Source organism: Bacillus sp. FJAT-27001 (genome assembly GCF_019039175.1).
Taxonomy (GTDB): domain Bacteria; phylum Bacillota; class Bacilli; order Bacillales; family Bacillaceae; genus Bacillus; species Bacillus velezensis.
This window is the reverse complement of record NZ_JAHOAA010000002.1, coordinates 948319-972113: the sequence shown is the minus strand read 5'-3', so window position 1 is coordinate 972113 and position 23795 is coordinate 948319. Positions and strand designations below refer to the sequence as shown.

Here is a 23795-nt window from a genome sequence, read left to right as displayed (position 1 = left end):
CCGGCTGAAGATTCAGCCGGCCCCGTCTTACCTCGGCTGGACGAGCAGCCGGTTAATTTTGCTCCATCCCGCAGGGTTAAGCCTGTAATACGTCTTTCCTTTTCTTCCTTCGTCTATGAGTATGACATCTCCGGTCGCTATGAATCTGGCTTGATAGTCGTTTGGGACCGTATCAGGCACATTAAAAACAGAAAATGCCCTTTCCAGTGCGTCTTGATGATTGTCAGCGGCCAGCTCTGTCCGATAGACGACCCTGTATCCCTTTTTCTCGCCGTAGCGGGGTGTTTGAAAAATCGTCACATCATAGGCGCAAGTCTTTTTTTTAAACACGGGCAGCGATAACAGCATCAAGATCCCTCCCTCTTATTTCTTAATAGTATTAGCGTTTTTTCTCATTTTTCCTGTCTCTATTTTTGTCGAAACGGGTGATACTTTTCGTCAAGAAGCGCAAAAAGCGAAACGAGGCAAAGTCCGAGACTGAATCCGGCAAGCACATCCGTCGGAAAATGCGCGCCCAAATAAATTCTGCTGAATCCGATCAGAATGACGAGAACCCCGGTAAAGACGGTGACGGCCCGTTTTCTTTTCGTGAAAAACGGAACATGCTTGATCAAAAAGTAAGCGATGACGGGATACATCACTGCCGAATTCATGGAGTGGCCGCTCGGAAAACTGTATGAGGTTTCATGGACGAGCGGTTCAAAAGCGGGTCTGGCTCTTTCAATCAATTCTTTTATTTTTATGTTTACAATCCGTTCAATGAGAAAGAGAAGCGGCAAAAAAACAACATCCGGCGTTTTTTTGTACATATACAGAGCCGCGCCTGTCAAAAGAAGAAGCGGCAAAAGCACCGCGGTCGTGCCGAGCTCCGTTATCCATAACATCAATTCATTCAGCCAGGCAGCCCTGATCCTGACAGCCGCTTCTATGACACGCTCATCAAAAATCCGGACGGCTTCTATCCGGATCGCTGCTGCGAGCAGAATAAACAATGCGAAAAGACTTGCTGGCTTGTACAACGTTTTCCCCCCATGTTTCATTCTCCCGAGCTGATTGAAAAAACCGAAGCTTTTTCACTTCGGTTCCGCAGTTTCAGTCTTCATCAAGCTCTTCGTCTATCATACATTTTTCTAATAAATAATCAAAGGTGATGTCGGCTATTTCGAAGATTTCCTCTTCACTCGGTATGTACCCGCGCATAGCAAGCTGACTGTAAAAATAATCAGCTATTTCTTCTGTGTCAATCACAAGATCTATTTCTTTCATGCAAACACCGCCTCCTTTTTTATGTTTTATGAAAAAACCGTTCAAATTATACCCGAAAGTTCTAAACGTTTTGTCCGCTCATATACTTTTAAAAAACAAGCCCCGGAGGGAGAAAAGATGATGACGAAAATGATGGCTTTATTGGACGGAGATGGATTTGATATCGTATTGAAAAAAGTGCTGAAAGGAATGTCGTTTGTCATCTTTGCCGGCTGTCTGCCCTGGTTTTTATATGTCACCGTCCGTTTTTTTGCCGGCTAGCTGAAATGCTCCCGCAGGCTTTCCAGCACAAAATTCATCATATCTTTATATTCTTCGTCACCGAACAAATGATAAAGAATCTTATAATCGTTATAAATATCAAGCAGCTCATCTACAATCGATACCGCCAGCACATGCAGGGCATCGGGATCATCAGCATCGCCTTCAAACTGAAGAAGAGCAGACGCGACGGTATCCTCGCCGATCTCATGAGATGCTTCCCCAACATAGTGGACAAACAGCAGCTGATGCACAAACTGATCCATTTCATATTTTCTCAGAACCAGCGTGAGATCCTCTTCCTCCGTTTCAAGCCACTCTCCGTCTTTCAGCCGAGTCAGCTCATAAATAATATCCTCCCAGCCATCCTCTAAATATCTCCATATTTCAGTTCTGTGGCCGATGACACGGAATAATTCCTTTCCGTAGTCCTTTACATATACTACGTCGCCGATCAGAAATTCATATTCAATATCCAATTTCTCCATATCGACGATCACGCCCTCATAATCTTTATAAAGCTGGATGGACGATTCAAAATAAAGCACTTCATTATGATTGACTTCGTAAAGATAATGTTTATCAATTTGATGAACCTTCGTAATGGTGCCGACGGTTCCGTACATCACGACGACCACGATGTCTCCCACTTGAAATTTCGGTTTATCTGGCTTCATGCTGTCTCCCCCTTGCCGCGGACTGTCATACGCTATCGTATGCCGGCCGCCATCATTTCGCATGGGCATGAAAACCACAGGAAATATCTATTTCTGAACCTGTTCAAAATGTCAAAAACCGCAACATGCTTGTGCGTTTTTTCGCTTACCGTAACAGAAGCGTCCGATGACATTCCGCTCTCGATCGACTGAGCAGTAACAGTGCTGAGACAAAAAGCTTCTATTTTTTATGAGTCTTTGTTTTTTTCTCTATGACGCAAAGGTAAATACCCGGCCCGAAGGCATGTTGACAATATCACCGCCGTGATGTTCAAGATTTGCCGTGAAACACATCATCGAAGGTGTAGGGAGATCCAATTCCGGCTGCATATTTGCAAGGCACAACTTCAATCCGCTTCAACCTTGTCACATAAAATTCCCTTTTCCGTCCAAACGTCAGTGCCTCATCAGGCTTACCTAATGGATCATTTGATTCCCCTCACTTCATTTAAATGTTTGATTATTTCTCCGTGAAAAGCGGTTCCTTACCCGGGACCCCGCCGGCAGCAGGCCTGATCCGGTGAACTCTGCAGCTATACATTCTACTGCCTTATGATACGTGCCGTCAGGAAGATGTGTTTACGTGCTGATCAAAACGGACGGCGTTGCGGGATTTGATCATACGGCACCTCATAAGCGAGTCATTTCAACAGAAAAAAACCGCACAATGTGCGGTTTTTCGTCAGGCGTGATGCACCTCGGTCTCATATTTTTCCCAAGCTTCATCAAATGTCGCCATCGTTTCTAAATAGTCGGCGCTCAGTTCTAAATAAGAACTGAGCTCGTGATAATCGCTTGACGTTTTCGGAAAGCCGTGATCTTCGTATGCCTGATTCGCAAACTGGCTGATTGCGTCCTGCGGCTTGGGATGCCTGTATTTCATCAAATAGTGATAAAAGGATTTCATGGGTTTCCCCTCCTGATGACTGTCTTTTGTTGTACTATTATACAATTCAAGTGTGAAATTACAACAAAAGAAGACTAGGAGAAGTCAAAATAATTCCGTTTCAAGATCCGTTCTGTCTCCATCAGCTCTTGATATGTGAGTGTTTCCGGTAATTTTTTTGCATTGACTAAAAAAAGCTGATTTTCGATTTCCGCTATGACCGCTTCCTCCTGATAAGTCATGCCGCAGGAGGAACAGGCGAATGAGGGTGTTTCTGTAATTTCTATGGCCCTCGTACCGTCAGGAAGCTCCCAGTACACAGCCGCCTGACAAGCTGACGCCTTCTGATTGCCGCACCACTCGCATGGCTTCACGGCGATTCACCTCCGACTTCCGATCCTGCTTTTTGCTCTTTCTTTTGCTGTGCAATAAATTTCTTTTCTTTCAATTCATCTCTCTTTTCCCTGCGGTCTTTCAGCGTTTCATGATCAGGGTTTGATGTAAACGTTTTCCTTCTGTCGATCCTCGATACATTTTCCGGTGTGAACGAAACCTCTTTGTCCGCGAAAATGGCGCTCAGTCCGACCGGCTCGCGTTTGGCCATCGTTCCAGGAAAAACAGATTCAAAATAGTCGTCGGCTTGATTCGGGATATAGTTTTCCGGCTCGGGATAAGATGTAATCACCCCTTCGAAGTTTCTGATCACAACTTTCTCCGGACTTTGGGAGAGCAAGTAGTTCGGCTGCAGGGCGATTTTACCGCCTCCGCCCGGGGCGTCGACGACAAAGGTCGGCACGGCAAAGCCCGTTGTGTGGCCCCTCAGTCCTTCAATGATTTCCAGCCCTTTTGACACAGGCGCTCTGAAATGGCCGATTCCCTCTGACAAATCACATTGATAAATATAATACGGACGCACGCGGATTTTCACTAAATCATGCATGAGTTTTTTCATAATCGGCACCGAATCGTTAATGCCTGCTAAAATAACGGCCTGGTTACCGACCGGAACACCTGCGTTAACGAGCTTTTCACACGCCGCAACCGATTCTTCCGTCAGTTCGATGCTCGTATTAAAATGAGTGTTCAGCCAGACCGGATGATATTTTTTCAAAATCTCACAAAGGTTATCCGTTATCCGCTGCGGAAATACAACGGGCGCTCTCGTTCCGATCCGGATAATTTCAAGATGGGGAATGTCACGCAGGTTTTTCAAAATATATTCCAGAATCTGATCGTTGATTAAAAGCCCGTCTCCGCCGGAAATCAGGCAGTCACGGATTTCCGGCGTTTCCCGGATGTAAGCGATTGCCGCATCGAGCTGTTTTTTCGGCACCCCCATTCCGATCTGTCCGGAAAAACGCCTTCTGGTGCAATATCGGCAATACATCGAGCATTGATTTGTCACCAGAAAAAGAACGCGGTCGGGATAGCGGTGCGTAAGACCGGGAACCGGTGAATCTTCATCTTCAAACAGCGGATCTTCAAGGTCATATTTCGTTTTGTGCATTTCTTCTGACAGCGGCACGGACTGCATGCGGATCGGACATCTCGGGTTATCGGGATCCATTAAAGAAGCATAATAAGGCGTAATGTTCAGGGGAATGGTTTTTACAGACATCCTGACGCCTTCTTCTTCCTCTTCGGTCAAATGAATGACTTTTTTCAGGTCATCGACGGTTCTTACAGTATGGGTGAGCTGCCACAGCCAATCATTCCACTTGTCTTCCGGCACATCTTTCCACAATTCAATCTCCTTCCAATGACGCTTCGGCTGAAACCATTTGTTTGTCAAACGAATTCCTCCTTATGAATGGCCAAACGTAAAGTCTTGCACCATATATTCATATTTTCGAGCCCTTCTGAAATGCGGCAGTTGTTCACAAGCCTGCCTCTGTAGCCGTATCCCGCATGGTACAAAACGGCATTCATCCCGTAAGACGCTGCACGGGCCAAGGAAAAAAGATGGATGATTCCCCGGCCCGCGAGTTCCTGCTCCAACGCTTTAAACAAGTGTGCCGTTACGGAGTTCCCCCTGTAATCTGACAGAACCGCGCAATCGGTCATTTCAGCGTGCCCCAATACCGGATTGATATCTGCGCTTGCCGCCCCAATGAGACGATCCTGATCGAATGCGGCATAATAGATGGTGTTTTCTCTCATTGTTTTTTTAATATAAAGGGGATTAAAGACAGGAGTCGGATAGGTAAGAAAAACATGTTTATATAAGTGCGTTAAAAGGTCTGCATCATCTTCGTCCGCTTTTCTGAACATCAGCGCGCTTTCTGCCTGAGTCAGTCCCCGCCGCGGTGTCTCATATAAACGGTCAACAGTCGAATCTTCTGATACATATGAATCTGACCGTCTCCGTTCCTCTGCTAAATAGCGCACCATCACAACAGCCTCATGCCCGTTGTAATACCCGTCTATGACACCCTCAACAATAAAAAGATGCTTGACAAATTCCGGCTCATCGCCGCGCTTGGCAAAGAAAATTACCTTTTGGGCTCCTTCTTGCTTTGCTTCTGCCAAAACGGCCGGAATAAGCGCCGTGATCTGTCCGTCATAACGAATGACTCTGAGCCGCTCATTGAAACGGTCTGCATCAATCTCGGCCGCTCCCTTTTCAGCCCTCAGTTCCTTTATCAGCTCCGTCACCCCCATCTGCCACCCCGCACCATTCCATGATAAAAAGAGAAATGATTTTGACGGCATCGATTAACGCCCGGATTTCAATGTATTCATTCGCCTGATGCGCCGCTTTGACTTCTCCCGGCCCGAAGACGATGACCGGCGTCTGTCCCGCGTGCTGCAAAAGCCCTCCGTCCGTTCCCCACGGGGACGCTTCACGAACCGGTTTTGCCCCTTTCATTTTCTCAAAAGAAGATTCCAGAGCGGAAATCAGCGGATGCTCATCCGGGAGATCATTCGGAAGCCACTGAGCCCCAAACCATTCTATTTCCGCCGGGTGGTGTTTAAACCACTCATCCCGGTACTCCAAATCTTTCAGCCAGCTTGCGAGCTCTTCTTTTACTGCTTCGGGCGTTTCATCCGGCGCTATTCCGCACCTGCCTTCTATCACCACACGGTCAGCTACCGATGATGGCCACGTTCCCCCTTGGACGGTGCCGATATTAATGGGAACCGGAATCGGAACGTCCCGATAAAGCGGGTCTGTGATACGGGCGTTGCGGACGTGTTCAAGCTCTTTAAGGGCTGTGATGACATGCAGGCTTTTTTCAATGGCGCTCACCCCTTCATAGCGGGTGCCGCCGTGTGCGGACAATCCCCTTACCGTAATGCGGAACCACATAGACCCTTGCTGCTTAACAAACAGCTTTAAATTAGTCGGTTCGGGAATAAGCGCCCCGTCAGCCTTGTAGCCCCTCATAACAGCCGACAGCGTTCCCGCGCCGCCGCACTCTTCATCTACGACACTTTGAAACAGGACATCTCCTTTTAACGTAATCCCGCAGGCTTCAAGCGCTTCTAACGCAAACAAGAGGGCTGTATTGCCGCCTTTCATATCCGTTGAACCGCGGCCGTAAACTTTGCCGTCCTTTTCAACAGCGGTAAACGGTTCATACGTCCATGCGGCGGGATTTCCTTCCGGGACAACATCAATATGTCCGTTCAGTATCAGTGATCTTCCGCCCCCGGCCCCTTTCTTTACAGCTGTGATATTCGGGCTTTCATGGAAGTCTTCGCGTTCCGATACGAAATAAGGATGCTCTTTCAAATGTTTGACACTCGGCTCCCATACATCAATATCCATGTCAAACTGTCTCAGTTTTTCTAAAACGACTGCCTGTGCGTTAAATTCATGGCCGAACGTGCTTTTTTCCCCGATCAGCCGTTTCAGCAGGCTTACCGCTTTTGCTGTGTTTTCTTCCGCCCACTCAGTGACTTTCTTTTCTAATTGATCCATGGACAGGCCCCCTTTTAAGAAAACATTCTCCCAATCTGATCTCGGCATCCGTTGTTTGAATGACATCGTCTATGGTCGTGCCATTCAGCAGTTCCTCAAGAACAAAAGCCCCATCATCTATGCTGATGACGGCTTTCTCTGTAATGATGAGATCTGCACAGCCCGCTGCTGTAAGCGGCAATGAACAGCTTTCGACCAGCTTCGGCCGGCCTTTCTGATCGGTGTGGCTCATGACGACAACCACTTTTTTCGCGCCTTGGGCAAGCTCCATCGCCCCGCCCATTCCAGGCACTTTTTTTCCCGGCACGAGCCAATTGGCGAGATCACCTGTCCTGCTGACTTGGAGCGCGCCTAAAATGGTAATATCTATCAGCCCTTTTCTGATCATGGCAAAAGACAGAGCTGAATCAAAATAGGAAGCACCCTTAACTGTACTGACAGGAAACCCGGCCGCATTGCATAAAAGCTCATCCTCCTCTCCGCGCTCCGGACTGCCGCCGATCCCAAGGACGCCGTTTTCCGCCTGCAGCATTACCTCCATGCCGGCCGGCAGAAAGTTCGGCACTAAAGAAGGAATGCCGATCCCCAGATTGACAATCATACCTGAGGTAATTTCACTGGCGGCCCGCCTCGCGATACTCTCTCTTTCCGCTATTCCCAAGCCCATCTCCACTTCACTCCTTCACTTTGCACGACCCCCTCCACGAAAACGCCCGGCGTTACAATATGCTCGCTGTCAAGTTCGCCGGCAGGCACAATCTCTGCCGCCTCAGCAAATGTTCTTTCGGCCGCCGCAGCCATCAGAGGGTTCATGTTGCGCGCCGTTTTGTCAAACGTCAGATTCCCGAATTCATCAGCAGTATGTGCCGACACAAAAGCGAAATCAGCCGTCAGCGCTTTTTCAACTAAATAGGACTTTCCGTCAATCGTTACGGTTTTTTTGTTTTCACAAACGGTTGCGTTATCAATGCCGATATCAGTTAAAATACCGCCTAGCCCCGCTCCGCCTGCGCGAATCCGTTCAGCAAGCGTCCCTTGCGGCGAAAATTCCACCTCAAGCGCTCCGTCAGTCATTTGTCTGCCCGCGACAGGATTTGAGCCGATATGGGAAGCGATCAGCCTTTTTACCCGCTTATGAACGATAAGCGGGCCGATGCCGATTTCCGGAAATCCGGCATCATTGCAGATGACGGTCAGCTCTTTAACGCCGCTTTCCAAAATCGCTTCGATTAATGACGGAGGTGAACCCACTCCCCCAAAACCGCCGAACATGATGACAGATTCGTCCTTGACATCGGCAATTGCTTCATGAATATCGATTTTTTTATGAAAAATAGACATATCAGCTCAATCCTTCTTCATCATTTTTTCAACTTCTTCTGCGGCCTGTGAAAATAGATCTGACAGCTCATCCAGCTCGGCATATGAAATCGTGAACGGCGGGGCGATGATGACGGCGTCTCCTTCTCCGCTGTCAATACCGGGCTTTGCAGGGTAAATAAGCAGGCCCCGTTTTTTTGCCGCTTTAATGATTTTTTCGGTGAAGGCCTGTTTTTTCGAAAAAACGTCCTTCGTCGTTTTATCCTTAACGAATTCAACCCCGATCAGGAGGCCTTTACCGCGGACATCCCCAATCACCCCGCTGCGCTCTTTGATTTCTTCTAATTTCCGCTTCAGCATTACGCCTTTCTCCTCTGACTGCCGAAGCAGCTCGTGTTTCTTAACATAGCGAAGCACTTCAAGCGCCGCTCTTGCACAGTATGGGTTGGCACTGTACGTATGTCCGCTCATAATGACCCCGGAGCCCCGCTTGATCGTTTCAATGATGTCATCAGACGCAACGGCTGCCGCTATCGGAGCGTAACCGGCGCCTAACCCTTTTCCGAGCACCGCGATATCAGGTGCGATCCCCCAATGCTCAGAAGCAAGCATCCGCCCTGTTCTCCCGAGCCCCGTCATGACTTCATCCGCGATAAACAAAATACCGTGCCGGCGGCAGACATCCTCAAGCGCTTCATAATAACCTGCCGGCGGAGTGATGGCCGCCCCGGCTGCTCCGACAATCGGTTCTGCGACAAATCCCGCGATAAATGAGGAACCGATCCGCTGAACAGCCGTTTCCAGTTCAGCCGCCGCAGCTTTCACAAATTCCTCTCCCTGCAGCTCTGAACGATACATATTAGGCGCTGAAACGGCAGGAAACCGTTCGAGCAACTGGGTGAAGCGGTATCTCCGTTCGTAGAACCCCGATAATGAAAGCGCTCCCAAAGTAATGCCGTGGTAACTGCCCCATCTTGATAGAAAGACGGATTTTTGGTATTGCCCTTTTTCCTGCCAATATTGAACGGCCATTTTCATCGCTGTTTCGACTGCCTCTGAGCCGCTGTTTACAAAAAATGACCAATTCAGCCCGCCCGGCAGATGATCCGCCAGAAATAAAGCCAGTTCTTCTGCCGGAGTACTGGTGAATTGCGAGCGATACACAAACGAAACAGAGTCAAGCTGCTCTTTTAAAGCTTGTATAATATCCTCCGTGCCGTGGCCGATATTGCAAGTGACCGCCCCCGATGCTCCGTCAAGATACTTGTTCCCCTCCTGATCATACACATATGATCCCTTTCCATGACTGACTGACGGATAATTCCCGTCAAGCTCCGGTTTGATTAAATAGCTCCCCATATCTTTCCACCTCGAAAACCCATTTGCTTCATTGTATGAACAGATGAATAACCGCATTCTTATCCTTCAGAAAGTTTTTTGCAGAAAATACCTTTCTGTAAAACAGGCTGCCGGAGATGTCCCGACAGCCTGAAAAGCGTTCTGGAAATTCTATTCCTATTGTTGATTTTATTCTTTGCTCAGCTCATTATCACATCATTTTTGATCTGAATCAGTATAAGCAGAGGGCGGAAAATTCCCGTCTTCTTTACTGTATGGGAATCAATATTTCACACAAATGATGATTCACCTTTTGTAAAGTATACCTTTCGATAATGGGCTGCTCTCTCTGATTGATAAATTATTTTTTTCGATCTCAGAAAAAATAGTGTTCCAAAATCCACTGACTGCCTCTTTTGTATGATCAAGCAAGAAAACAGCGTACTTCCCTCCGGAAAATGTACCGATCTGGGCTGGTTCAGGCACATGGTCTTGATTGATAACAAGACAAACATCATAGCGGCATTTCTCTTTAGGAGTACGATTCGGATGATCTTGCGGAATTCCTAAAATGACAGAATGATCAAGCAGACCATTCAATTGCGCCCAGTTTTTAAATGACTCCATCAGTTCTTTGTTTTGCTTTCCGCCATACTCTCCGACGTTTCGGAAATAAGCAATTCTTGATTCAGGTAATTCTTCAATCGTTATGTTCACATTTTCGCCCCCTTCTCCAGAAAGGTAGTATGTATTAAAATGTTTTTCAAGCTGATTTTTCAGCATGGAAATAACAAAAAGCCTGCAGAAAGTGATGTTCTCTGCAGGCTGATTTTCATTATAGGATTTTTTTCAGTCTAACAAATAAAAGCCGCACCGACGATGATTAATAAAATAAACAATACCACGATCAGCACAAAAGTGCTGGTTCCGCCTCCGCAGCCGCCGTGCCCGTAACCATAGCCAAAACTGCCGCAACCGTAGCCATATCCGTATCCGTACATACGCAAATCATCCTTTCTTCTTACGATATACGGCATTGTATGCGGGCCAACTCCCAATTGGTTTATGCGAATGCCCAACTATGTAAGAAAATAATGAAAAATTGTATGCACGCGCCGAAATCTTTTGAAGCCGAGTTTTTCATAAAAGCGGTTTACACCGTCCATCCCGGACGTCACAAGGTATACGGTTTCCATGCCGTTCAGCTTTGCCGCCGCCATCAGCTCATTCATCAATATCGATCCGTAGCCTTTTCGTTGGAATTGATCCAGAATTGCGACTTCTTCTATTTTTGCGGTTTTATCTGCTTTGTTGATGAAAAGCTCTCCGCAGCCGATCGGAATCGTTTGCGAGGCGTCGCTGTAGCACACGACAAGCATAACCGTTCCGTCCTTATACAAAGGATATTTCCGCTCAAGCTTTTGTTCGGCCGCCGCCTCGCCAATGTAAAGGGCATCATAGATGTTCATAATAGACGACCCGTCGGCGAGGCTTTTTTCCGTCCCCCAAGCAGTGAGCGGGTGTCCGGCCTGCAGGTCCCTATTTTCCAGTTTCCTTGCAAAAAACAGCTCATCTTCCACTACGCAGCCCTGCTTTACGAGATTTTGTTTCAGAAGAAGCGGAAACGCGTGCTCCGGAGCCGCTTTCACATGAATATAATTGGCTTGAAGCAAGCCCGGAACGGACGAAAAAAACGGCAGCAGTTTGTCTAACGGAAATGTACGGTGCAGCTGAACAAAGTTATGCGAAAAAATCTGCGGCAAAAAAGGGTCCGTATATACACTGAAATGCTCGAACCTCTGAATGCCGGAAGTAAGCTCTATATACTGCTTCTCGGTTTTATCAAATTGATCGGTCATAAAAGCTCTCCTTTTCCTTACACATCCAACTGCATCTCTCAACCTTTTGTTATATTGAGATTTCTCATAATTTCATCGTACACCGGATAGAACGGCATTCCAATTGGTAATTGTTTAATTTGCTGAAAGAAAATGGGTATCGCCTTCTGATTCGCAAAAAAGCGTTTCGCTACGTCATGACTGATCGGATGGAGAACCCCTCTCAAATAAACATAAAATTCCCGTTCAATGCGAAACAGCATTCTCCCGGGCAGATGTTGAATACAGCCCGATGTCTCCCGGCTGATCGGCGGACCGTCCGGAAGCGATTGTATTTCGGCCCGCTCTAAAGCCGGGATGTCATGCTGTTTAAATCGGTAAAAGCGAAATGCGCTATGATCAACCAGCCTTTTCTCCCCGTCTTCTATAAAATAAACATGAAACTGATCCCTGACGAGCTGAAAATTCGGAATACTGACGGAGTTCTCTTCCTCATATTGAAATAAAAACGGATCCGGAATGACGACGGTTCGGCCTTCATATAACGAATGCCAGCGCTCGTTTACAGGCTTCCTTTTATTTCGGTCAAGCTGATATACTTTCTGATCCGTCCCCTTTACAAAGGATCCGTCGATCAGGACAGACGGAAGCGATTGATACGTGTTCTGAAATGAGTGGGGTGTTTTATAGGTCGTATCCAACACTTCTTTTATCGGCAGAAATGATGTAAATGTGTTGAGCCTGCTCCAAAAAACAGAGTCTCCGTGATTCCAATGCATAACATCTTCGTCCCAAAAGCTGCCGAACTTCTCTTTCACACGCTCAAGCAATGATCTCCGGTGCATCACTGAACAGTGATCAACGAGAAAAGCGGCCTGATCTAGCACCTCTTCAGCAAAACGATAGAAGTGGAATTGTTCTGTTCCGCGCCCGTTTACATGTATCACCTTCTGGCTGGAATAGACGGCATCAAACTCGCTGTATTGATTAAGCGCTTCCGCCATGCGGCTGAGCCTATCCGGATGAAATACGGTGTCGTCTGTCAAATAAGTGATGTATTCGCCTTTAGCCCGTGAAAGCGCATCATTAATCAAAACGGCATACCGGGTGGACTTCAGCCGTTCGGCAGGATTGATAAAACTGTTGTCATAATATATGCGAGGATCTTTTATATACGTACTGATGGCAGCCGAGGTTTCTTCATTTGAATGATCATCCATTACAAACAGCTCCCAATTGCTGTAGGTCTGATGCAAAACACTTTCAATCGCCTGTTTCACAAGATCCGGTTTGTTGTAACTCGTTAAGATAATTGAGATCTTCTTTTCCATCCCATCACCCCTTCTGTAAAAACATAAAAAACGGCTCCGAAAGAGACAGAGCCTGATATCCGTTATTAAAAAGCACCCCAGCTGACGATGCTTGAAATCGCGACGTTTGATCTCGTATTATTGAGCGGATTTTGAAAAACGGCCAAATCTGACAGCACTTCTTTGACAATTACGTTTTGCAGTGTGCTGCCGTTAATCAGATTGACGCGTGATACAGGAACCCCAAGCTCTTTTGCCATTACAAGCTGACGCCGCAAATCTGAATGATCTCCGGACGGCTGACGGGATAACAAAAGAAGAAGAAGCAGTACGAGCTGAAATTCCTCCTCAAAACCCCCGTGTTTTACAGTTTCTTCCGAATCCAAAATATTCCTCTCCTTCATTTTTTAATCTATACAACGTATGTCATACTCTTACAAACCGCATAGGCAAACAAAGCCTGATTCGAAAATTCAGCTGTTTGATTAAATATTGAAAAAAACACAAGCAAAACGGCATTCGACTTATACCAATCTCTTCAATCAGGAATATGAATAAACGTGAGGTTGAAATTGTTAAAGGAGGTGTATGTCCGCATGAGCGAGGATCGTTTGGAGCTTAAAAAGGAGTTATTGAAAACTCTTTTAGCCCCTGTATTTGACAACAGCGCTTTATCTGGCGGTACAGATGGAGGAGATAATGTGGAAAACAAAGTAAAAGAATTATTGGAATCGGCAATTGATGCAAAAGTAGATGAAGCAGCGGCGAAAGACAGTCTCAGCGCACAATCTGTATTGGGAAGCGGTATTTCATTAGCTGCGAGATGGATTTTTGCAAGAATTCAGCCCGGCACTGTCATCAGCATTGTGATGGATTCAGGAGACATGATCGGCCCGGTTCAATTTGTTGCCTTTGACGAAATTCACGGAATCGTTTTTGTTACGCAGGAAAATTCCGTTACACCGGCAGGCTCTGCTACAACATTGCTTGACGTCGACAAAGTTGAAAGTGTCACGTTCACTTCGTAACAGCATATGAACGTTTTATATATCCGTTCAGGATATAAAGGCATATACACGTATTTTGACCGCTGGATTGAGGAAGGCTTTTTACAGTCTTCCGTCCGCTTTTTTTCTGTTTCTGAGTTTGAGGAAGATACCATCCGCAGTATACGGGCATTCAAACCAGACATCAGTCTGATGATGACGGGAGACCGTATTCCGTCTGAATGGCTTCAATGGCTGAAGACAGAACAGATTCCCGTTTATCTATGGATGACGGAGGATCCTTTTTATTTCGATGTGAGCATGACAATCGCCCCGCTTGCCGATGCCGTTTTAACGATAGAACAAAACGCGCTTGATGCTTACCGGCAAATGGGCTTACAGCACGTATATTATGTCCCGATCCCCGTTAATCAGCGGCTTTTTAAGAAACAACCTGCTGAAGCTTCTCTTCACACAAATCTGCTTCTGATCGGATACCCGTACCCGAACCGCGTTGAACTGGTGAAAGCAGCGGCGAAGCTTCCGTATACGCTTCGTATCATCGGGAAGGGATGGCGCAGACATCTGCCTAAAAAAATCGCCAGGCAGCAAAATGTGCTCGTAATGGATGAATGGATTGCACCCGAACGTGCCGCATTATATTACAACAGCGCAGACGTGGTCTTAAACCCTCACCGTTCTTATCGGTTTGCGCTCAATCAGAACGGACGCGGCATCGAAAATATCAGTTTAAATACGAGAAGCTTAGACATTGCGGCTTGTCAGGCCTTTCAGCTGACAGACCTTTCTCCCGCGCCCCCGTTTTCATCCTTTGTTTCTTACAGCGGGCTTGCGGATTTTGCGGATAAGATCCATTTTTATATGACAAACCCGGGTGAACGTAAACAAACCGCGGCGCTTAATTATCAAGAGACAGTCCCGGCGTACACGTATGACCAGATTCCGGCTGTGCTTGCGGCTATCCGTTCCAAGACTTTCTCATGAAACGCTCTTCACATCAAAAAGCAGCTTGGATAAGCTGCTTTTTTCATGTTTATTTTCCGCTTCTGTCAGTCAGTTTTCTCGGGTCAACCTGTTTATTGACCTGCGGGTGAAAGCCGATTTTATCAGCGATTCTTTCCCATGGCACCATTTTAAAATTTTGATTGGCCTTTTGGCCGTGATCTATATTTTCTCCGTCCTGTGCGACAAAAAGGCCGAACGGATATTCAGGTCCCAGCCCGAAACCCAGAACGTCAATTCCGTCTGTATCGCTTGTGCCGTCTGTCTCAGGCCCGTCTGTTATCTGAAAGTCCGCAACATATTTGTTCTGTCCCTGTCTTTCATAAATCGCGTAGCTGCTGTTACCCTGGCTTGATGCAAGCAAATAACCTTTCCCGTCAGCAGCGTAGTAAATCGTCAGTCCTTCAATATCAGGGGTTAAATGCCTGCCGTCGGCACGATCGATAACCGTTCCGTTACTGCCGCCGTCCGGCTCAGCGCTGAACTTCCAGATGGCCTCATCTTCTTCTGCGATATAAAGACTGCCGTATTCGTCGTCTGTTGCCATCCCTTCTGTCTGAGAATTCATTTTAAACGCCCTTACCTTTTTGCCGGATATGTATCCATTTTTATCAGCATTTAATTCGTATTGTTCAAATTCGCCTTCTTTCCCTGTCACCATCGCGTAATATTTTCCTGTTTTTTGACTGTGGTACAAGCTGAAACCGTATACTTCATCAATTGCTGATGCAATCGGGCGGTCTGGATCCGTAATGCTTTGTAATGTGCCGTTTTTTCCGTCGATGGCGTAAATCTCAATGGTATTCTTTCCTTCAGACCGATTGGATGCCGCCGCAATATCAACTTTTTTTCCGTTCAACGGAAAATCATAGCGGATATCAACATTGTTCAGCTTCCCGGTAGGATAGGAATGAAGCATCTTTCCCTCTAGGCTGTACACGACTAAACCTGATTTTTTATTGGTTGTGATCAATTTGCTGTTCTGAGGATTCTTGGGATCCAGCCAAATCGCAGGATCATCAGCTGCATCACCTGCTGTATCAACCGGCTCCGTTTCCGCCGCCGCATTCACGGTAAAATGATAAGGATCAGACAGCTTATGCTTGGCCTGGGAAGAAACCGCACCGCATGTGAGCATCAATCCGGCTGCCGCGGTTAACAAAAGTGTTTTTGAATGATTCATTTTCCTTCCTCCTTTTATGAAAGTGTACTTTAATTGTAAAATACATACAGGAAGTTCAGTGTTAAGTTTTTGTGAAGATTGTCCGCATGTGAGAATTTATGAAGAGAAAGAATTGACGTGAGCAAATATTTAAAATGAACATTTAGTACAATGTTTTATTTGTGATTTCTAGTCTATTAATCGGGTAAAGCGATATGAAAGCGCATCAGGTTAATGTTTTTCTCTAATTTTTGATTTATTGGTTTCTTTCATTAACTCGCTGAAATTGTTCAACATATGATGCATGGTAGAGAAACGAGAGTTGGAGGATAAGCCATGCCTAAACAGCAAGCAGTAGAGCTACAACCGTTTTTTCACGATAAAACTGTTCTCGTCACAGGCGGGACAGGATCAATCGGAAGCCAAATAGTAAAACGCCTTTTGCTCTTAACCCCTAAAGAAGTCATTGTGTTCAGCAAAGATGACAGTAAACAATATGTGATGAAACAAAAATATGCGGATGAACAAAGACTGTCGTTTGTGCTCGGCGATGTTCGTGACTACAGAAGAGTCAACCAAGTGATGAAAGGTGTTGATATTGTCTTTCACACAGCTGCGCTGAAGCAGGTTCCGACATGTGAGGATAATCCCTTTGAAGCCATTCAAACCAACCTTATCGGCGGACAAAATGTCGCAGAAGCCGCTTTGCTGCAAGAAGTGACACATGTGATTAATATCAGTACCGATAAAGCCGTTTATTAAGATACTTACTACAAATAAATCAAAAAAAGAAGCTTACTCTGCACTCCTTTCCAAAGCAGCCTCCAATAAATGCTGAGCAAATTGTTTATAAAATTCATCTAAGTCATTACTCGCTTCATCCTGATCTATATAGCGGATACTGTAATTATCTTTATGGACAATCTTTATTGTTTTCTTCTTTAATTCCTCATAACGCTGGTAAGGTTCCAAAACTACACCCCCGCTTTCACAGGAGTATTATATGTATGTAATGGTTCGTCTCTTGACTGTTCTTTCTTTATCAAAGCCTCGCAAGCTTGTTCAAATGTATGGTTAACTTTTTTCTTTATCCAGCGTTCAGTACCGATTTCTTCGCATATGAATATGGGAATGCTGGCTTTATTCAAGGTGCCCAGTAATTCAAAATGTGTTCTTGACATATGCCTTCTCTGCACCTGAGTCAACAATCGTCAAATAAATCTCGGGGCAGGAATAAGCCACCGCGAATAAAGAATGAGATGAGGTTTGAAGACATTATTTCTGTTTAAAATGCCGCTTCAGTTTTGCAGCGGTATTCCTAGGAATTACAGAATATGTACTAAATCCTTTCAAACTTTGAGATGTTTGTTTTTGGCGGTGAAGATTCATTTAATTTTTTATACCAAATACGAATTTTTTGCCCTTTGCTCAAGTCATCTTTATTGTTAAGTTGACTAAGTCCCAGTAAAACTATATCCGATCTATACTTTTCAATAATCTCTTTTTCACTAAGATTTTCATAGTCTTTAACATCAGCTTTTTCATTAGGTGTGAGAATTGCTTGATTCTCTCCTTTAAAAATGACATAGCCGACCATGGTTTGCTCAGCTTCCATAAAATGTTTGTTATGTTGGTTTTGACACCCTAATGTTATACATAACAAAATTAACAGCATTATAAACACTCTATACAAGTTCAAACCGCCCTTCTTGCATATTTGTAACAAGAATAAAACACTGTTTTAGGAAATAACAGACTAAAACGCTTCATGTTTATGAATTTAGACAAATTCCCCCTAGACAAATGGAACATGGCGAGGTCTTCACCATTATAGAACCGCACAATTGCATCATGAAATATTCAATTGGCTGATCAACCACATCACCTTCTTTAAGCGATCTAATGTTTATATAAGATCCTATAAGTCTATACAGCCTTTCCGCTTAATCATTTTGCTTATCTATAAGCAGTTTACATTAACTAAGGATATGTACAGTTTTTCAGACATGTTCAGCTTGTCCTTGAAATGCCGGATTGCTTTATCTTGTTCTTGACGTAAAATGTTTATCATTTAATCATGCTGACTTAATATAATGTTTAAGTGTTTTTATATGGGGGAATATGTGTAAGGAGGCGGTTTATTTGAAAAACGATCAGAAAATAACACTTGACTCTTCTTTTGCGTTATCCACTCTTATTGTCTTACTTATTGCATTGTACCCATCCTATTCTTCTTGGTTTGTCACAATATTCTTTTTAGGATTTGCACTGATATACACATTTGAAAAAAAGAGCAAATCTTCAAAACTAATTGCTGTTATCTCTTATCCATTATTTATTGTTGCGTTTGTTTACAGCATAATAAACAGCATGTCATGATCCACTCTAAATTTGTTCTTAAAATTACGATTTTAAGTTAAGTTTAAACTGCATTATGTTGAGAATATCACCTTTAATTGGTAAGCTGACATCTAAGGTCATACTTATACAAAGCAGGTGATATATTGAATAAAATAATCGGAATGACCGGATTAATTATCTCCTTACTTGTGCAAGGGTTTTCAGCAAGTGATTCATTGACTCATAAGATCGCCATGGCTTGTCTATTTTTGTTCCTATTGGTTTATAATTTCAACCATACTAAGGAGTTCTCTAAAAAGTCTCTGGCGATTATAGGCGCTTCCTTTATTGTGCTAATGCTTGGAATTTATCAATTGCTCTTTTTTACCGATGATTACTTTGAAAGTCGCGGTTTAAATTTTGGATTTATCCTCTTACTTGAAATTGTTTTAGTTATTGGATTAGTGACTGCTGCGCTGAATTTAATTAAGCATATTGCAGACCGCTTAAGGAAAACACCTGATGGTAAAGAGCGTTGACTCTTTGCCTTTTTTTAGCTAACCATTTCTTTTTATGCCGTCTTTCTATGTACAAAATCAAACGCAATATCGATTTTTGCCGGCTCTCTTCTATCAAATGATGAATTGACTCCAGACATTCCATCTTAATGGACTCTTCTTCATTTTTCACCAGAATTTCTCGATCAATTACCTTTTTGACAATTTACAAAAGATCCAGTCGCATTGCTCTCTTTGATAAGAGCTCTACATTTCTAATAGCAAGATTGAACATTGTTTGTTAATACACTCGGTCCCAACTTTTGCGTCTTAGAATTTGAAAGGCGTACTTGCACTTTAACATTTGTCATTTCAGCCGATATGGAATCAATCCTTCCAGCCCAATTAGGGCTCTCTTCCTCGGGAGTTGGATATAGTTTAAATCGCCAACTGATCTCCCCTGTTTTGGCGGCAAATCCTTCATAACCGTCGTAGCTTCCATAAGAAGATGGCTGAGGAAGGTGGACAGCAAGAATACTCATATTCGTTCTTGAAGCACTTGGCGGGTATAACTGCACTTTATAGATTAGTGCCGCACCCTTCGCATTTTTCAGTTTTTGATTCACCGGTTCGAGTACTGCACTACAAGGCATTGGACTTGCTTTCATTTGAGTTGGAGAGACAATAACAGCAGCCAATAAAGGTATAACCAAGATAAATCGTTTCATCTACATTCCCTCACATTTTTTTGTTAATTTCCCTTACTCCCGCCTTGAATATTCATCACTTTTGAATGGTTAGCTTCATTAAAAGGTGAAAAAGGCAGTACTGGAGCTAAAGGAGCTACTGGTGCTGCCGGTAAAGATGGAAAATCAGCATATGAATTAGCCGTTCAACAAGGTTTCTCTGGAACATTAGATGAGTGGCTTGCCTCACTGAAAGCAACAGCAAACTAAACACGTACCCTTCTCTAACGAGGAGGGTATTTTTTTCGTTTTTTCAAATTGGAAAATCCCTAAATCTCTACATCCTTTTACAATTTTTTCAATGACTATGTTATGATTATTCCCGAGGGATTTTTGAAATTTTCAGAAAGAGGGGTTTGGATGAGCAAGATCGCTTCAGAAGTTGTTGCTACTACACTGAATGATTGGTACATTGCTATAAAGAAACAAAAGGTACATGAGTCAATAAAATATTACTCAGAGATTAAAAGCCTGTTCGATGATATGGAAGAGGATCAAGAAGTTCTTGCATATTACAGTTTATTAGAAGAAAGACACAAAATGTTGCTACACTCTTCACGCGGAGAGCCTTTACAAAAGCACACTTGTTTCACTGAAGAGAATGAAAATTTCATAAAAAGAACGAACGATAAATTGGAATATAACTTTTATTTATTCGAAGCAATGTACGAGGCATACAACAAAAATTATGATCGAGCAATTAACTTATATGGATTAGCGGAGAAAAAGCTTGCAGAAATTCCGGATGAAATTGAAGCAGCTGAATTCTACTCCAAGGTCTCCTACTTATACACTCTTGTTAAACAAAGCATTGTGGCACAACACTATATCAAGAATGCAATTGCAATATATAAGCGACACCCTGACTATAAATGCAAACTGGCAACTTCAACAATGATTGCGGCTGCAAACTATTCCGATATGAAACGGTTTGAAGAGTCAGAAACATATTATTTAGAAGCAATAGACATTGCACAAGAAACACAGGATGAATATTTGGAAGCTCAGTTATATCACAACCTTAGTATCGTGTATTCTGATTGGGACAAACCTGATAAGTGCATTAAATCTCTCGAAAAAGCTATTGGAAATGAATCTTGGATGAATTCAAATTATTATATAAATTCTTTATTCATGATGATTAAGGAACTATTTAAAATTGACGAAAAAATGAAAGCCATTAATTTTTACAATAAAGCACAGGAAAGACTCATATTAATGGAGAATAAGATATACGAAGCCAAAATTAGCATCCTATACAACCTATATTGCGGTGAATTAAAAAACAACTTCAATAATTGCATCCGTTATATTGAGTTTTTAAAACAACAAAATGACCTTGAAAGTGTAGATGAATTGTCCTACATAGCTGCAAAAAGGTTTGAATCAATAGGTGCTTTTGAAGAAGCAACAAGCTTTTTCAATGAAAAAATTTGGGCTGAACAGAAAATGAATCAGGTGGAGGGAATCTTATGAAAAAAATTGTGCTTTGCGTATCTATTTTAACTGTAATTTTAAGTGGGGTAGCTTTAACGCAATTGAGTACAGATTCACCATCTAACATCCAGGTAGCTGAAAGGCCAGTCGGAGGTTAAAAATTAATTTAGCCCTACTCATATGAGTGGGCTTTTTATTTTATGATTTGTGACCACCTGTCAAACTCATATCCTAGTTGTTTAGCATAATCAATCAAATAATCAACAATAATGCCACCTATCCCACGATTTCGATATCCTTCTTTAACAATCATACGAGATAGATAAATGCGTTTATCCGGAATGGTATAATCCGGGTCATTGTTTTGAAAAACTAACAATCCTTCTCCTATAAACTCGTCATTCACTGAGTAAATAAAAGTAATTCTGTTGCCGCTTACTAATTCGTCATAAAACACCTTAGCCATTTTCTTTTCCATGTCCCAAATATTATTACACTTATTGTATTCTTCGGGTTTTAATTTCTTTATTTGGTACGAATCCATAACCTCTCTCCCTTTTTATAATTAGTTTCTATCGAAAATAAAAAAGCTCTCTTTCTGAGAGCTTAACTTTGCAATACTTTTCCTAAAAATAAAAGCTAATTGTCCTTACCAAAGAGCAATTTTCCAAAGTCATTGTCTAAAATCTCAATTTCCACATCACTGTCACTATCATCCGTTTCAATTGGTTCGTCTACTAAACTTAGGATAAACTCCTCAAACGAATTGGCAATTAGGAAAAAGTCTTTATCAGGCTGACTTAATTCGTGATCCCAAAACAAAACTTTTTCATTGTCGATGTCCATACATATTTCATTACCACCTGCCGAGCTTGCTATAGGAATAATATTCCTAGGAAAGCGATCAGAATAAGTATTGATTGCTTCTTGGAGACTGTTATGATCGTTAGCTAAACCATAGAAGCTCTCTAGTAATTGTGTATCATCTTCCTTACCCATCCAAGGATCTTTCTCTATAGGTTTATAGCAAACGTCGTACTCAACTTCATCTGTTGTTTTTTTACTTTCTAAATAACAGCCTCCATATCCCTTCAAAAAATCCTTATAGTCGGAAGGCAATTGATTACCTATATTTCTTTCAATTTCTTTGAGCTGCTCGTTTGTATTAATGTTGGATTCTGTTTCAGTATCTATCGTAAATTCTTTTAACTTTTGTTCAATTTTATTGAAACTCATTCTAATACCCTCCCCTTAAATCAGAAGCTCCTCCAATATGAGGTATTTTGTTATTAATCACACTAGGCACTAGTTGTATTGTGACACTATCCAAATGGTGTGGGGTAAGTCCCTGTTGTGACAGCCATTTTTTCGCCTGCGCTTGAGATTTAAAACCCTTGATCTCTTTAATTTTTTTATAAACAAGCCTAAAATCTTTTTTCGTTCCATTTAATTCACCAGACTTAAACTTAATGTTTGCAACAGTCCATGGAGTAAAATCAGGACGTCCATTTTTAAAAGTAATCGGTTCTCCCTTAGTCGCTGCTTTTACTTCAGGTATGTCGGAATACCATTTTCCGTCACCAGGTGCGCCTTCCCATCGACCTTTATTCCTTGGTAATACCGTTCTAGGATTTGCTGATTCAATTAATCTAAGTAACCGATCCTTTAAATTTTCACTGTTAACTACATTATAAGGAACTCCTCCAGCCGGAACAACATCGTAACGGGGATTATAAGGCAATAAATCAGCAATTGAGACATCTTTCAGTTTTTGGCCTGCTTTATTGACTTTAGAGGTGACTTTTCCTGCTACGTCAGCTTTTGTAAGAGAACCGGCTCCCTTTGTGCCTACCACAGAGGTAACTACTGTACCTATCGCATATGTCACCCATCTTGATCTGGAGTAAGCATCTCCGTTCACCATATCTTTTTGATATGATTCCTCAATTGCTGCTGAAACAGCATCATATGTTTTAACTGGATGAAGTACTGCATTACCCAGTGCTGACAAGGTTTCTCCCGGATCGGTTATGAAGTCCCATAAACCGGTTACCGTGTCTTTCCCGACATCATATAAACCAACGCCAGCTCCTTTTAAAATATCCCAAGTCACTTCTCCGACTTCTTCAAGCTGTTTTGCTTGTTCAAGCTGAATGACATATTGCTGCTGGGAAGGTTCAAGGTTTTCATAGCCGATCTTCTTCGCAATTTCCAAGTATTCATCCGGATCGGTCACACCGTCAGCGAGCTTTTTCTTCAGATCCTTGATTTCCCGCTCTTTTGCTTCTTCCTTCTTAAACGTTAAATATGTGTCTGAATGTCTTGCAATCTCGCCTTTTTTCTTATGTATGTCACTTTCCCTGTACGCCTTGGCGTTATAGTGAAGCGGAGTGGCGTTTTTTCCTTTGCCCGTGGCATTTTGGAGCTGCTGAAAGTCGGCCTGGATGAACTGTTCGTTCGCTTCTGTTTCGGCGTATTCTTTTGTTAGATCGTGATCAAGCTTGCCGAGCCTATTTACGGTATCATCCCGTTTTTTGTCTGCTGATTCCAGATTTTGATCGACATCTTCTGTAGAGAAAACATCAAGATGAATGATATCGCTGATTTCATTTATGATGTCCTTGAGTTCATTGCGCTGCTCCTGCATGATGGCTTGTGATTTATTCTTCGCATGAATCAGCTCGTGTTCTAAAAATGACTCTTCCACAAACGAATCGGCCAATCCGGCATCAGATACTTTTCCA

Annotated in this window: 31 protein-coding genes and 2 pseudogenes; 8 read left to right on the top strand and 25 right to left on the bottom strand. The window is 43.4% G+C overall.

Going from position 1 to position 23795, the window contains the following annotated elements:
* Positions 1 to 27 precede the first annotated feature (27 nt).
* The 3 genes from BGM27_RS09875 to BGM27_RS09865 all read right to left on the bottom strand — a co-directional run bounded on the left by BGM27_RS09875 (position 28) and on the right by BGM27_RS09865 (position 1266).
* Positions 28 to 348: a YodL domain-containing protein gene (locus tag BGM27_RS09875; RefSeq protein ID WP_003153700.1), complete on the bottom strand. Its 321-nt coding sequence runs from the start codon at positions 346 to 348 to the stop codon at positions 28 to 30.
* 59 nt (positions 349 to 407) lie between these two features.
* Positions 408 to 1019: a phosphatase PAP2 family protein gene (locus BGM27_RS09870; RefSeq protein ID WP_007407943.1), complete on the bottom strand. Its 612-nt coding sequence runs from the start codon at positions 1017 to 1019 to the stop codon at positions 408 to 410.
* A gap of 73 nt (positions 1020 to 1092) precedes the next feature.
* Positions 1093 to 1266, bottom strand: coding sequence for a YozD family protein (locus tag BGM27_RS09865; protein WP_003153696.1), 174 nt, complete (start codon positions 1264 to 1266; stop codon positions 1093 to 1095).
* 117 nt (positions 1267 to 1383) lie between these two features.
* On the opposite strand from BGM27_RS09865, the gene BGM27_RS09860 reads away from it, so the two are divergent.
* Positions 1384 to 1527, top strand: a complete 144-nt coding sequence (locus BGM27_RS09860; RefSeq protein WP_007407942.1) for a hypothetical protein — start codon at positions 1384 to 1386, stop codon at positions 1525 to 1527.
* On the opposite strand, the gene BGM27_RS09855 is transcribed toward BGM27_RS09860, so the two are convergent.
* The 14 genes and pseudogenes from BGM27_RS09855 to cgeC form a co-directional block, all read right to left on the bottom strand.
* Positions 1524 to 2204 carry a hypothetical protein gene (locus BGM27_RS09855; protein ID WP_003153690.1) on the bottom strand — a complete coding sequence of 227 codons (681 nt, stop codon included), beginning with the start codon at positions 2202 to 2204 and terminating at the stop codon, positions 1524 to 1526. The two genes, BGM27_RS09860 and BGM27_RS09855, sit on opposite strands and share 4 nt — an antisense overlap.
* 721 nt (positions 2205 to 2925) lie before the next feature.
* Complete coding sequence (locus BGM27_RS09850) at positions 2926 to 3150, bottom strand: YozE family protein (protein WP_007407941.1); 225 nt, start codon at positions 3148 to 3150, stop codon at positions 2926 to 2928.
* Positions 3151 to 3224: 74 nt separating this feature from the next.
* On the bottom strand, positions 3225 to 3503 hold the full coding sequence (locus tag BGM27_RS09845) for a YokU family protein (RefSeq protein ID WP_007407940.1): 279 nt from the start codon (positions 3501 to 3503) through the stop codon (positions 3225 to 3227).
* Entirely contained in the window at positions 3500 to 4921 is a 1422-nt protein-coding gene (gene kamA, locus BGM27_RS09840) for a lysine 2,3-aminomutase (RefSeq protein ID WP_007407939.1), read from the bottom strand. The genes BGM27_RS09845 and kamA overlap by 4 nt, the downstream gene beginning before the upstream one ends.
* Positions 4918 to 5790: a putative beta-lysine N-acetyltransferase gene (gene ablB, locus BGM27_RS09835; RefSeq protein ID WP_020954041.1), complete on the bottom strand. Its 873-nt coding sequence runs from the start codon at positions 5788 to 5790 to the stop codon at positions 4918 to 4920. Before ablB ends, kamA begins: the two co-directional genes overlap by 4 nt.
* Positions 5753 to 7054 (bottom strand): peptidase, encoded by a 1302-nt coding sequence (locus BGM27_RS09830; RefSeq protein WP_007407937.1) that lies wholly within the window; start codon positions 7052 to 7054, stop codon positions 5753 to 5755. The genes ablB and BGM27_RS09830 overlap by 38 nt, the downstream gene beginning before the upstream one ends.
* Positions 7026 to 7721, bottom strand: a complete 696-nt coding sequence (locus BGM27_RS09825; protein WP_007407936.1) for a 3-oxoacid CoA-transferase subunit B — start codon at positions 7719 to 7721, stop codon at positions 7026 to 7028. Before BGM27_RS09825 ends, BGM27_RS09830 begins: the two co-directional genes overlap by 29 nt.
* On the bottom strand, positions 7706 to 8395 hold the full coding sequence (locus tag BGM27_RS09820; protein WP_007407935.1) for a CoA transferase subunit A: 690 nt from the start codon (positions 8393 to 8395) through the stop codon (positions 7706 to 7708). The genes BGM27_RS09825 and BGM27_RS09820 overlap by 16 nt, the downstream gene beginning before the upstream one ends.
* A gap of 6 nt (positions 8396 to 8401) precedes the next feature.
* Positions 8402 to 9733, bottom strand: a complete 1332-nt coding sequence (locus tag BGM27_RS09815) for an aspartate aminotransferase family protein (protein ID WP_007407934.1) — start codon at positions 9731 to 9733, stop codon at positions 8402 to 8404.
* A 247-nt stretch (positions 9734 to 9980) separates the two neighbouring features.
* Positions 9981 to 10429, bottom strand: a pseudogene (locus tag BGM27_RS09810) (AraC family transcriptional regulator).
* Between the two features lie 137 nt (positions 10430 to 10566).
* Positions 10567 to 10713 carry a YjcZ family sporulation protein gene (locus tag BGM27_RS09805; RefSeq protein ID WP_014418145.1) on the bottom strand — a complete coding sequence of 49 codons (147 nt, stop codon included), beginning with the start codon at positions 10711 to 10713 and terminating at the stop codon, positions 10567 to 10569.
* Between the two features lie 78 nt (positions 10714 to 10791).
* Positions 10792 to 11571: a GNAT family N-acetyltransferase gene (locus tag BGM27_RS09800; protein WP_007407931.1), complete on the bottom strand. Its 780-nt coding sequence runs from the start codon at positions 11569 to 11571 to the stop codon at positions 10792 to 10794.
* A gap of 38 nt (positions 11572 to 11609) precedes the next feature.
* Entirely contained in the window at positions 11610 to 12881 is a 1272-nt protein-coding gene (locus BGM27_RS09795) for a glycosyltransferase family 2 protein (RefSeq protein WP_007407930.1), read from the bottom strand.
* A gap of 65 nt (positions 12882 to 12946) precedes the next feature.
* On the bottom strand, positions 12947 to 13246 hold the full coding sequence (gene cgeC, locus BGM27_RS09790) for a spore maturation protein CgeC (protein ID WP_007407929.1): 300 nt from the start codon (positions 13244 to 13246) through the stop codon (positions 12947 to 12949).
* A gap of 210 nt (positions 13247 to 13456) precedes the next feature.
* Between cgeC and BGM27_RS09785 the strand changes: the two genes are divergently transcribed.
* Complete coding sequence (locus tag BGM27_RS09785) at positions 13457 to 13888, top strand: hypothetical protein (RefSeq protein WP_007407928.1); 432 nt, start codon at positions 13457 to 13459, stop codon at positions 13886 to 13888.
* Between the two features lie 6 nt (positions 13889 to 13894).
* Positions 13895 to 14851 (top strand): CgeB family protein, encoded by a 957-nt coding sequence (locus BGM27_RS09780; RefSeq protein ID WP_007407927.1) that lies wholly within the window; start codon positions 13895 to 13897, stop codon positions 14849 to 14851.
* A gap of 49 nt (positions 14852 to 14900) precedes the next feature.
* Here BGM27_RS09780 and phyC read toward each other — a convergent pair whose 3' ends face one another.
* On the bottom strand, positions 14901 to 16052 hold the full coding sequence (gene phyC / locus BGM27_RS09775; protein WP_007407926.1) for a 3-phytase: 1152 nt from the start codon (positions 16050 to 16052) through the stop codon (positions 14901 to 14903).
* 315 nt (positions 16053 to 16367) lie between these two features.
* Here phyC and BGM27_RS09770 point away from each other — a divergent pair, with 315 nt between their 5' ends.
* The gene (locus BGM27_RS09770) at positions 16368 to 16793 is read left to right on the top strand and encodes an SDR family NAD(P)-dependent oxidoreductase (protein WP_003153663.1); all 426 of its coding nucleotides are present in this window, start codon (positions 16368 to 16370) and stop codon (positions 16791 to 16793) included.
* Positions 16794 to 16826: 33 nt separating this feature from the next.
* Here BGM27_RS09770 and sprB read toward each other — a convergent pair whose 3' ends face one another.
* The 3 genes and pseudogenes from sprB to BGM27_RS09755 form a co-directional block, all read right to left on the bottom strand.
* Positions 16827 to 17003 (bottom strand): recombination directionality factor SprB, encoded by a 177-nt coding sequence (sprB, locus tag BGM27_RS09765; protein ID WP_007407925.1) that lies wholly within the window; start codon positions 17001 to 17003, stop codon positions 16827 to 16829.
* Positions 17004 to 17005: 2 nt separating this feature from the next.
* A pseudogene (locus BGM27_RS09760) lies at positions 17006 to 17179 on the bottom strand (hypothetical protein); the annotation flags it as partial.
* Between the two features lie 191 nt (positions 17180 to 17370).
* On the bottom strand, positions 17371 to 17706 hold the full coding sequence (locus BGM27_RS09755; RefSeq protein ID WP_232321924.1) for a DUF3221 domain-containing protein: 336 nt from the start codon (positions 17704 to 17706) through the stop codon (positions 17371 to 17373).
* Between the two features lie 467 nt (positions 17707 to 18173).
* Between BGM27_RS09755 and BGM27_RS09750 the strand changes: the two genes are divergently transcribed.
* The gene (locus tag BGM27_RS09750; protein ID WP_007407922.1) at positions 18174 to 18410 is read left to right on the top strand and encodes a hypothetical protein; all 237 of its coding nucleotides are present in this window, start codon (positions 18174 to 18176) and stop codon (positions 18408 to 18410) included.
* A gap of 125 nt (positions 18411 to 18535) precedes the next feature.
* On the top strand, positions 18536 to 18910 hold the full coding sequence (locus BGM27_RS09745) for a YoqO family protein (protein ID WP_007407921.1): 375 nt from the start codon (positions 18536 to 18538) through the stop codon (positions 18908 to 18910).
* 233 nt (positions 18911 to 19143) lie between these two features.
* Here BGM27_RS09745 and BGM27_RS09740 read toward each other — a convergent pair whose 3' ends face one another.
* Positions 19144 to 19596, bottom strand: coding sequence for a YoqH family protein (locus BGM27_RS09740; RefSeq protein WP_007407920.1), 453 nt, complete (start codon positions 19594 to 19596; stop codon positions 19144 to 19146).
* A 378-nt stretch (positions 19597 to 19974) separates the two neighbouring features.
* Here BGM27_RS09740 and BGM27_RS09735 point away from each other — a divergent pair, with 378 nt between their 5' ends.
* Together BGM27_RS09735 and phrK are read left to right on the top strand one after the other, a co-directional pair.
* Positions 19975 to 21090: a Rap family tetratricopeptide repeat protein gene (locus BGM27_RS09735; protein ID WP_007407919.1), complete on the top strand. Its 1116-nt coding sequence runs from the start codon at positions 19975 to 19977 to the stop codon at positions 21088 to 21090.
* Positions 21087 to 21209, top strand: a complete 123-nt coding sequence (gene phrK / locus BGM27_RS09730) for a phosphatase RapK inhibitor PhrK (protein WP_016936664.1) — start codon at positions 21087 to 21089, stop codon at positions 21207 to 21209. Before BGM27_RS09735 ends, phrK begins: the two co-directional genes overlap by 4 nt.
* A gap of 35 nt (positions 21210 to 21244) precedes the next feature.
* Here phrK and BGM27_RS09725 read toward each other — a convergent pair whose 3' ends face one another.
* The 3 genes from BGM27_RS09725 to BGM27_RS09715 all read right to left on the bottom strand — a co-directional run.
* Positions 21245 to 21595 (bottom strand): GNAT family N-acetyltransferase, encoded by a 351-nt coding sequence (locus BGM27_RS09725; RefSeq protein WP_007407918.1) that lies wholly within the window; start codon positions 21593 to 21595, stop codon positions 21245 to 21247.
* 95 nt (positions 21596 to 21690) lie between these two features.
* On the bottom strand, positions 21691 to 22287 hold the full coding sequence (locus tag BGM27_RS09720) for an SMI1/KNR4 family protein (protein WP_007407917.1): 597 nt from the start codon (positions 22285 to 22287) through the stop codon (positions 21691 to 21693).
* 1 nt (position 22288) lies between these two features.
* On the bottom strand, positions 22289 to 23795 hold a 1507-nt coding region (locus tag BGM27_RS09715; protein WP_254122798.1), incomplete at its 5' end, for a T7SS effector LXG polymorphic toxin.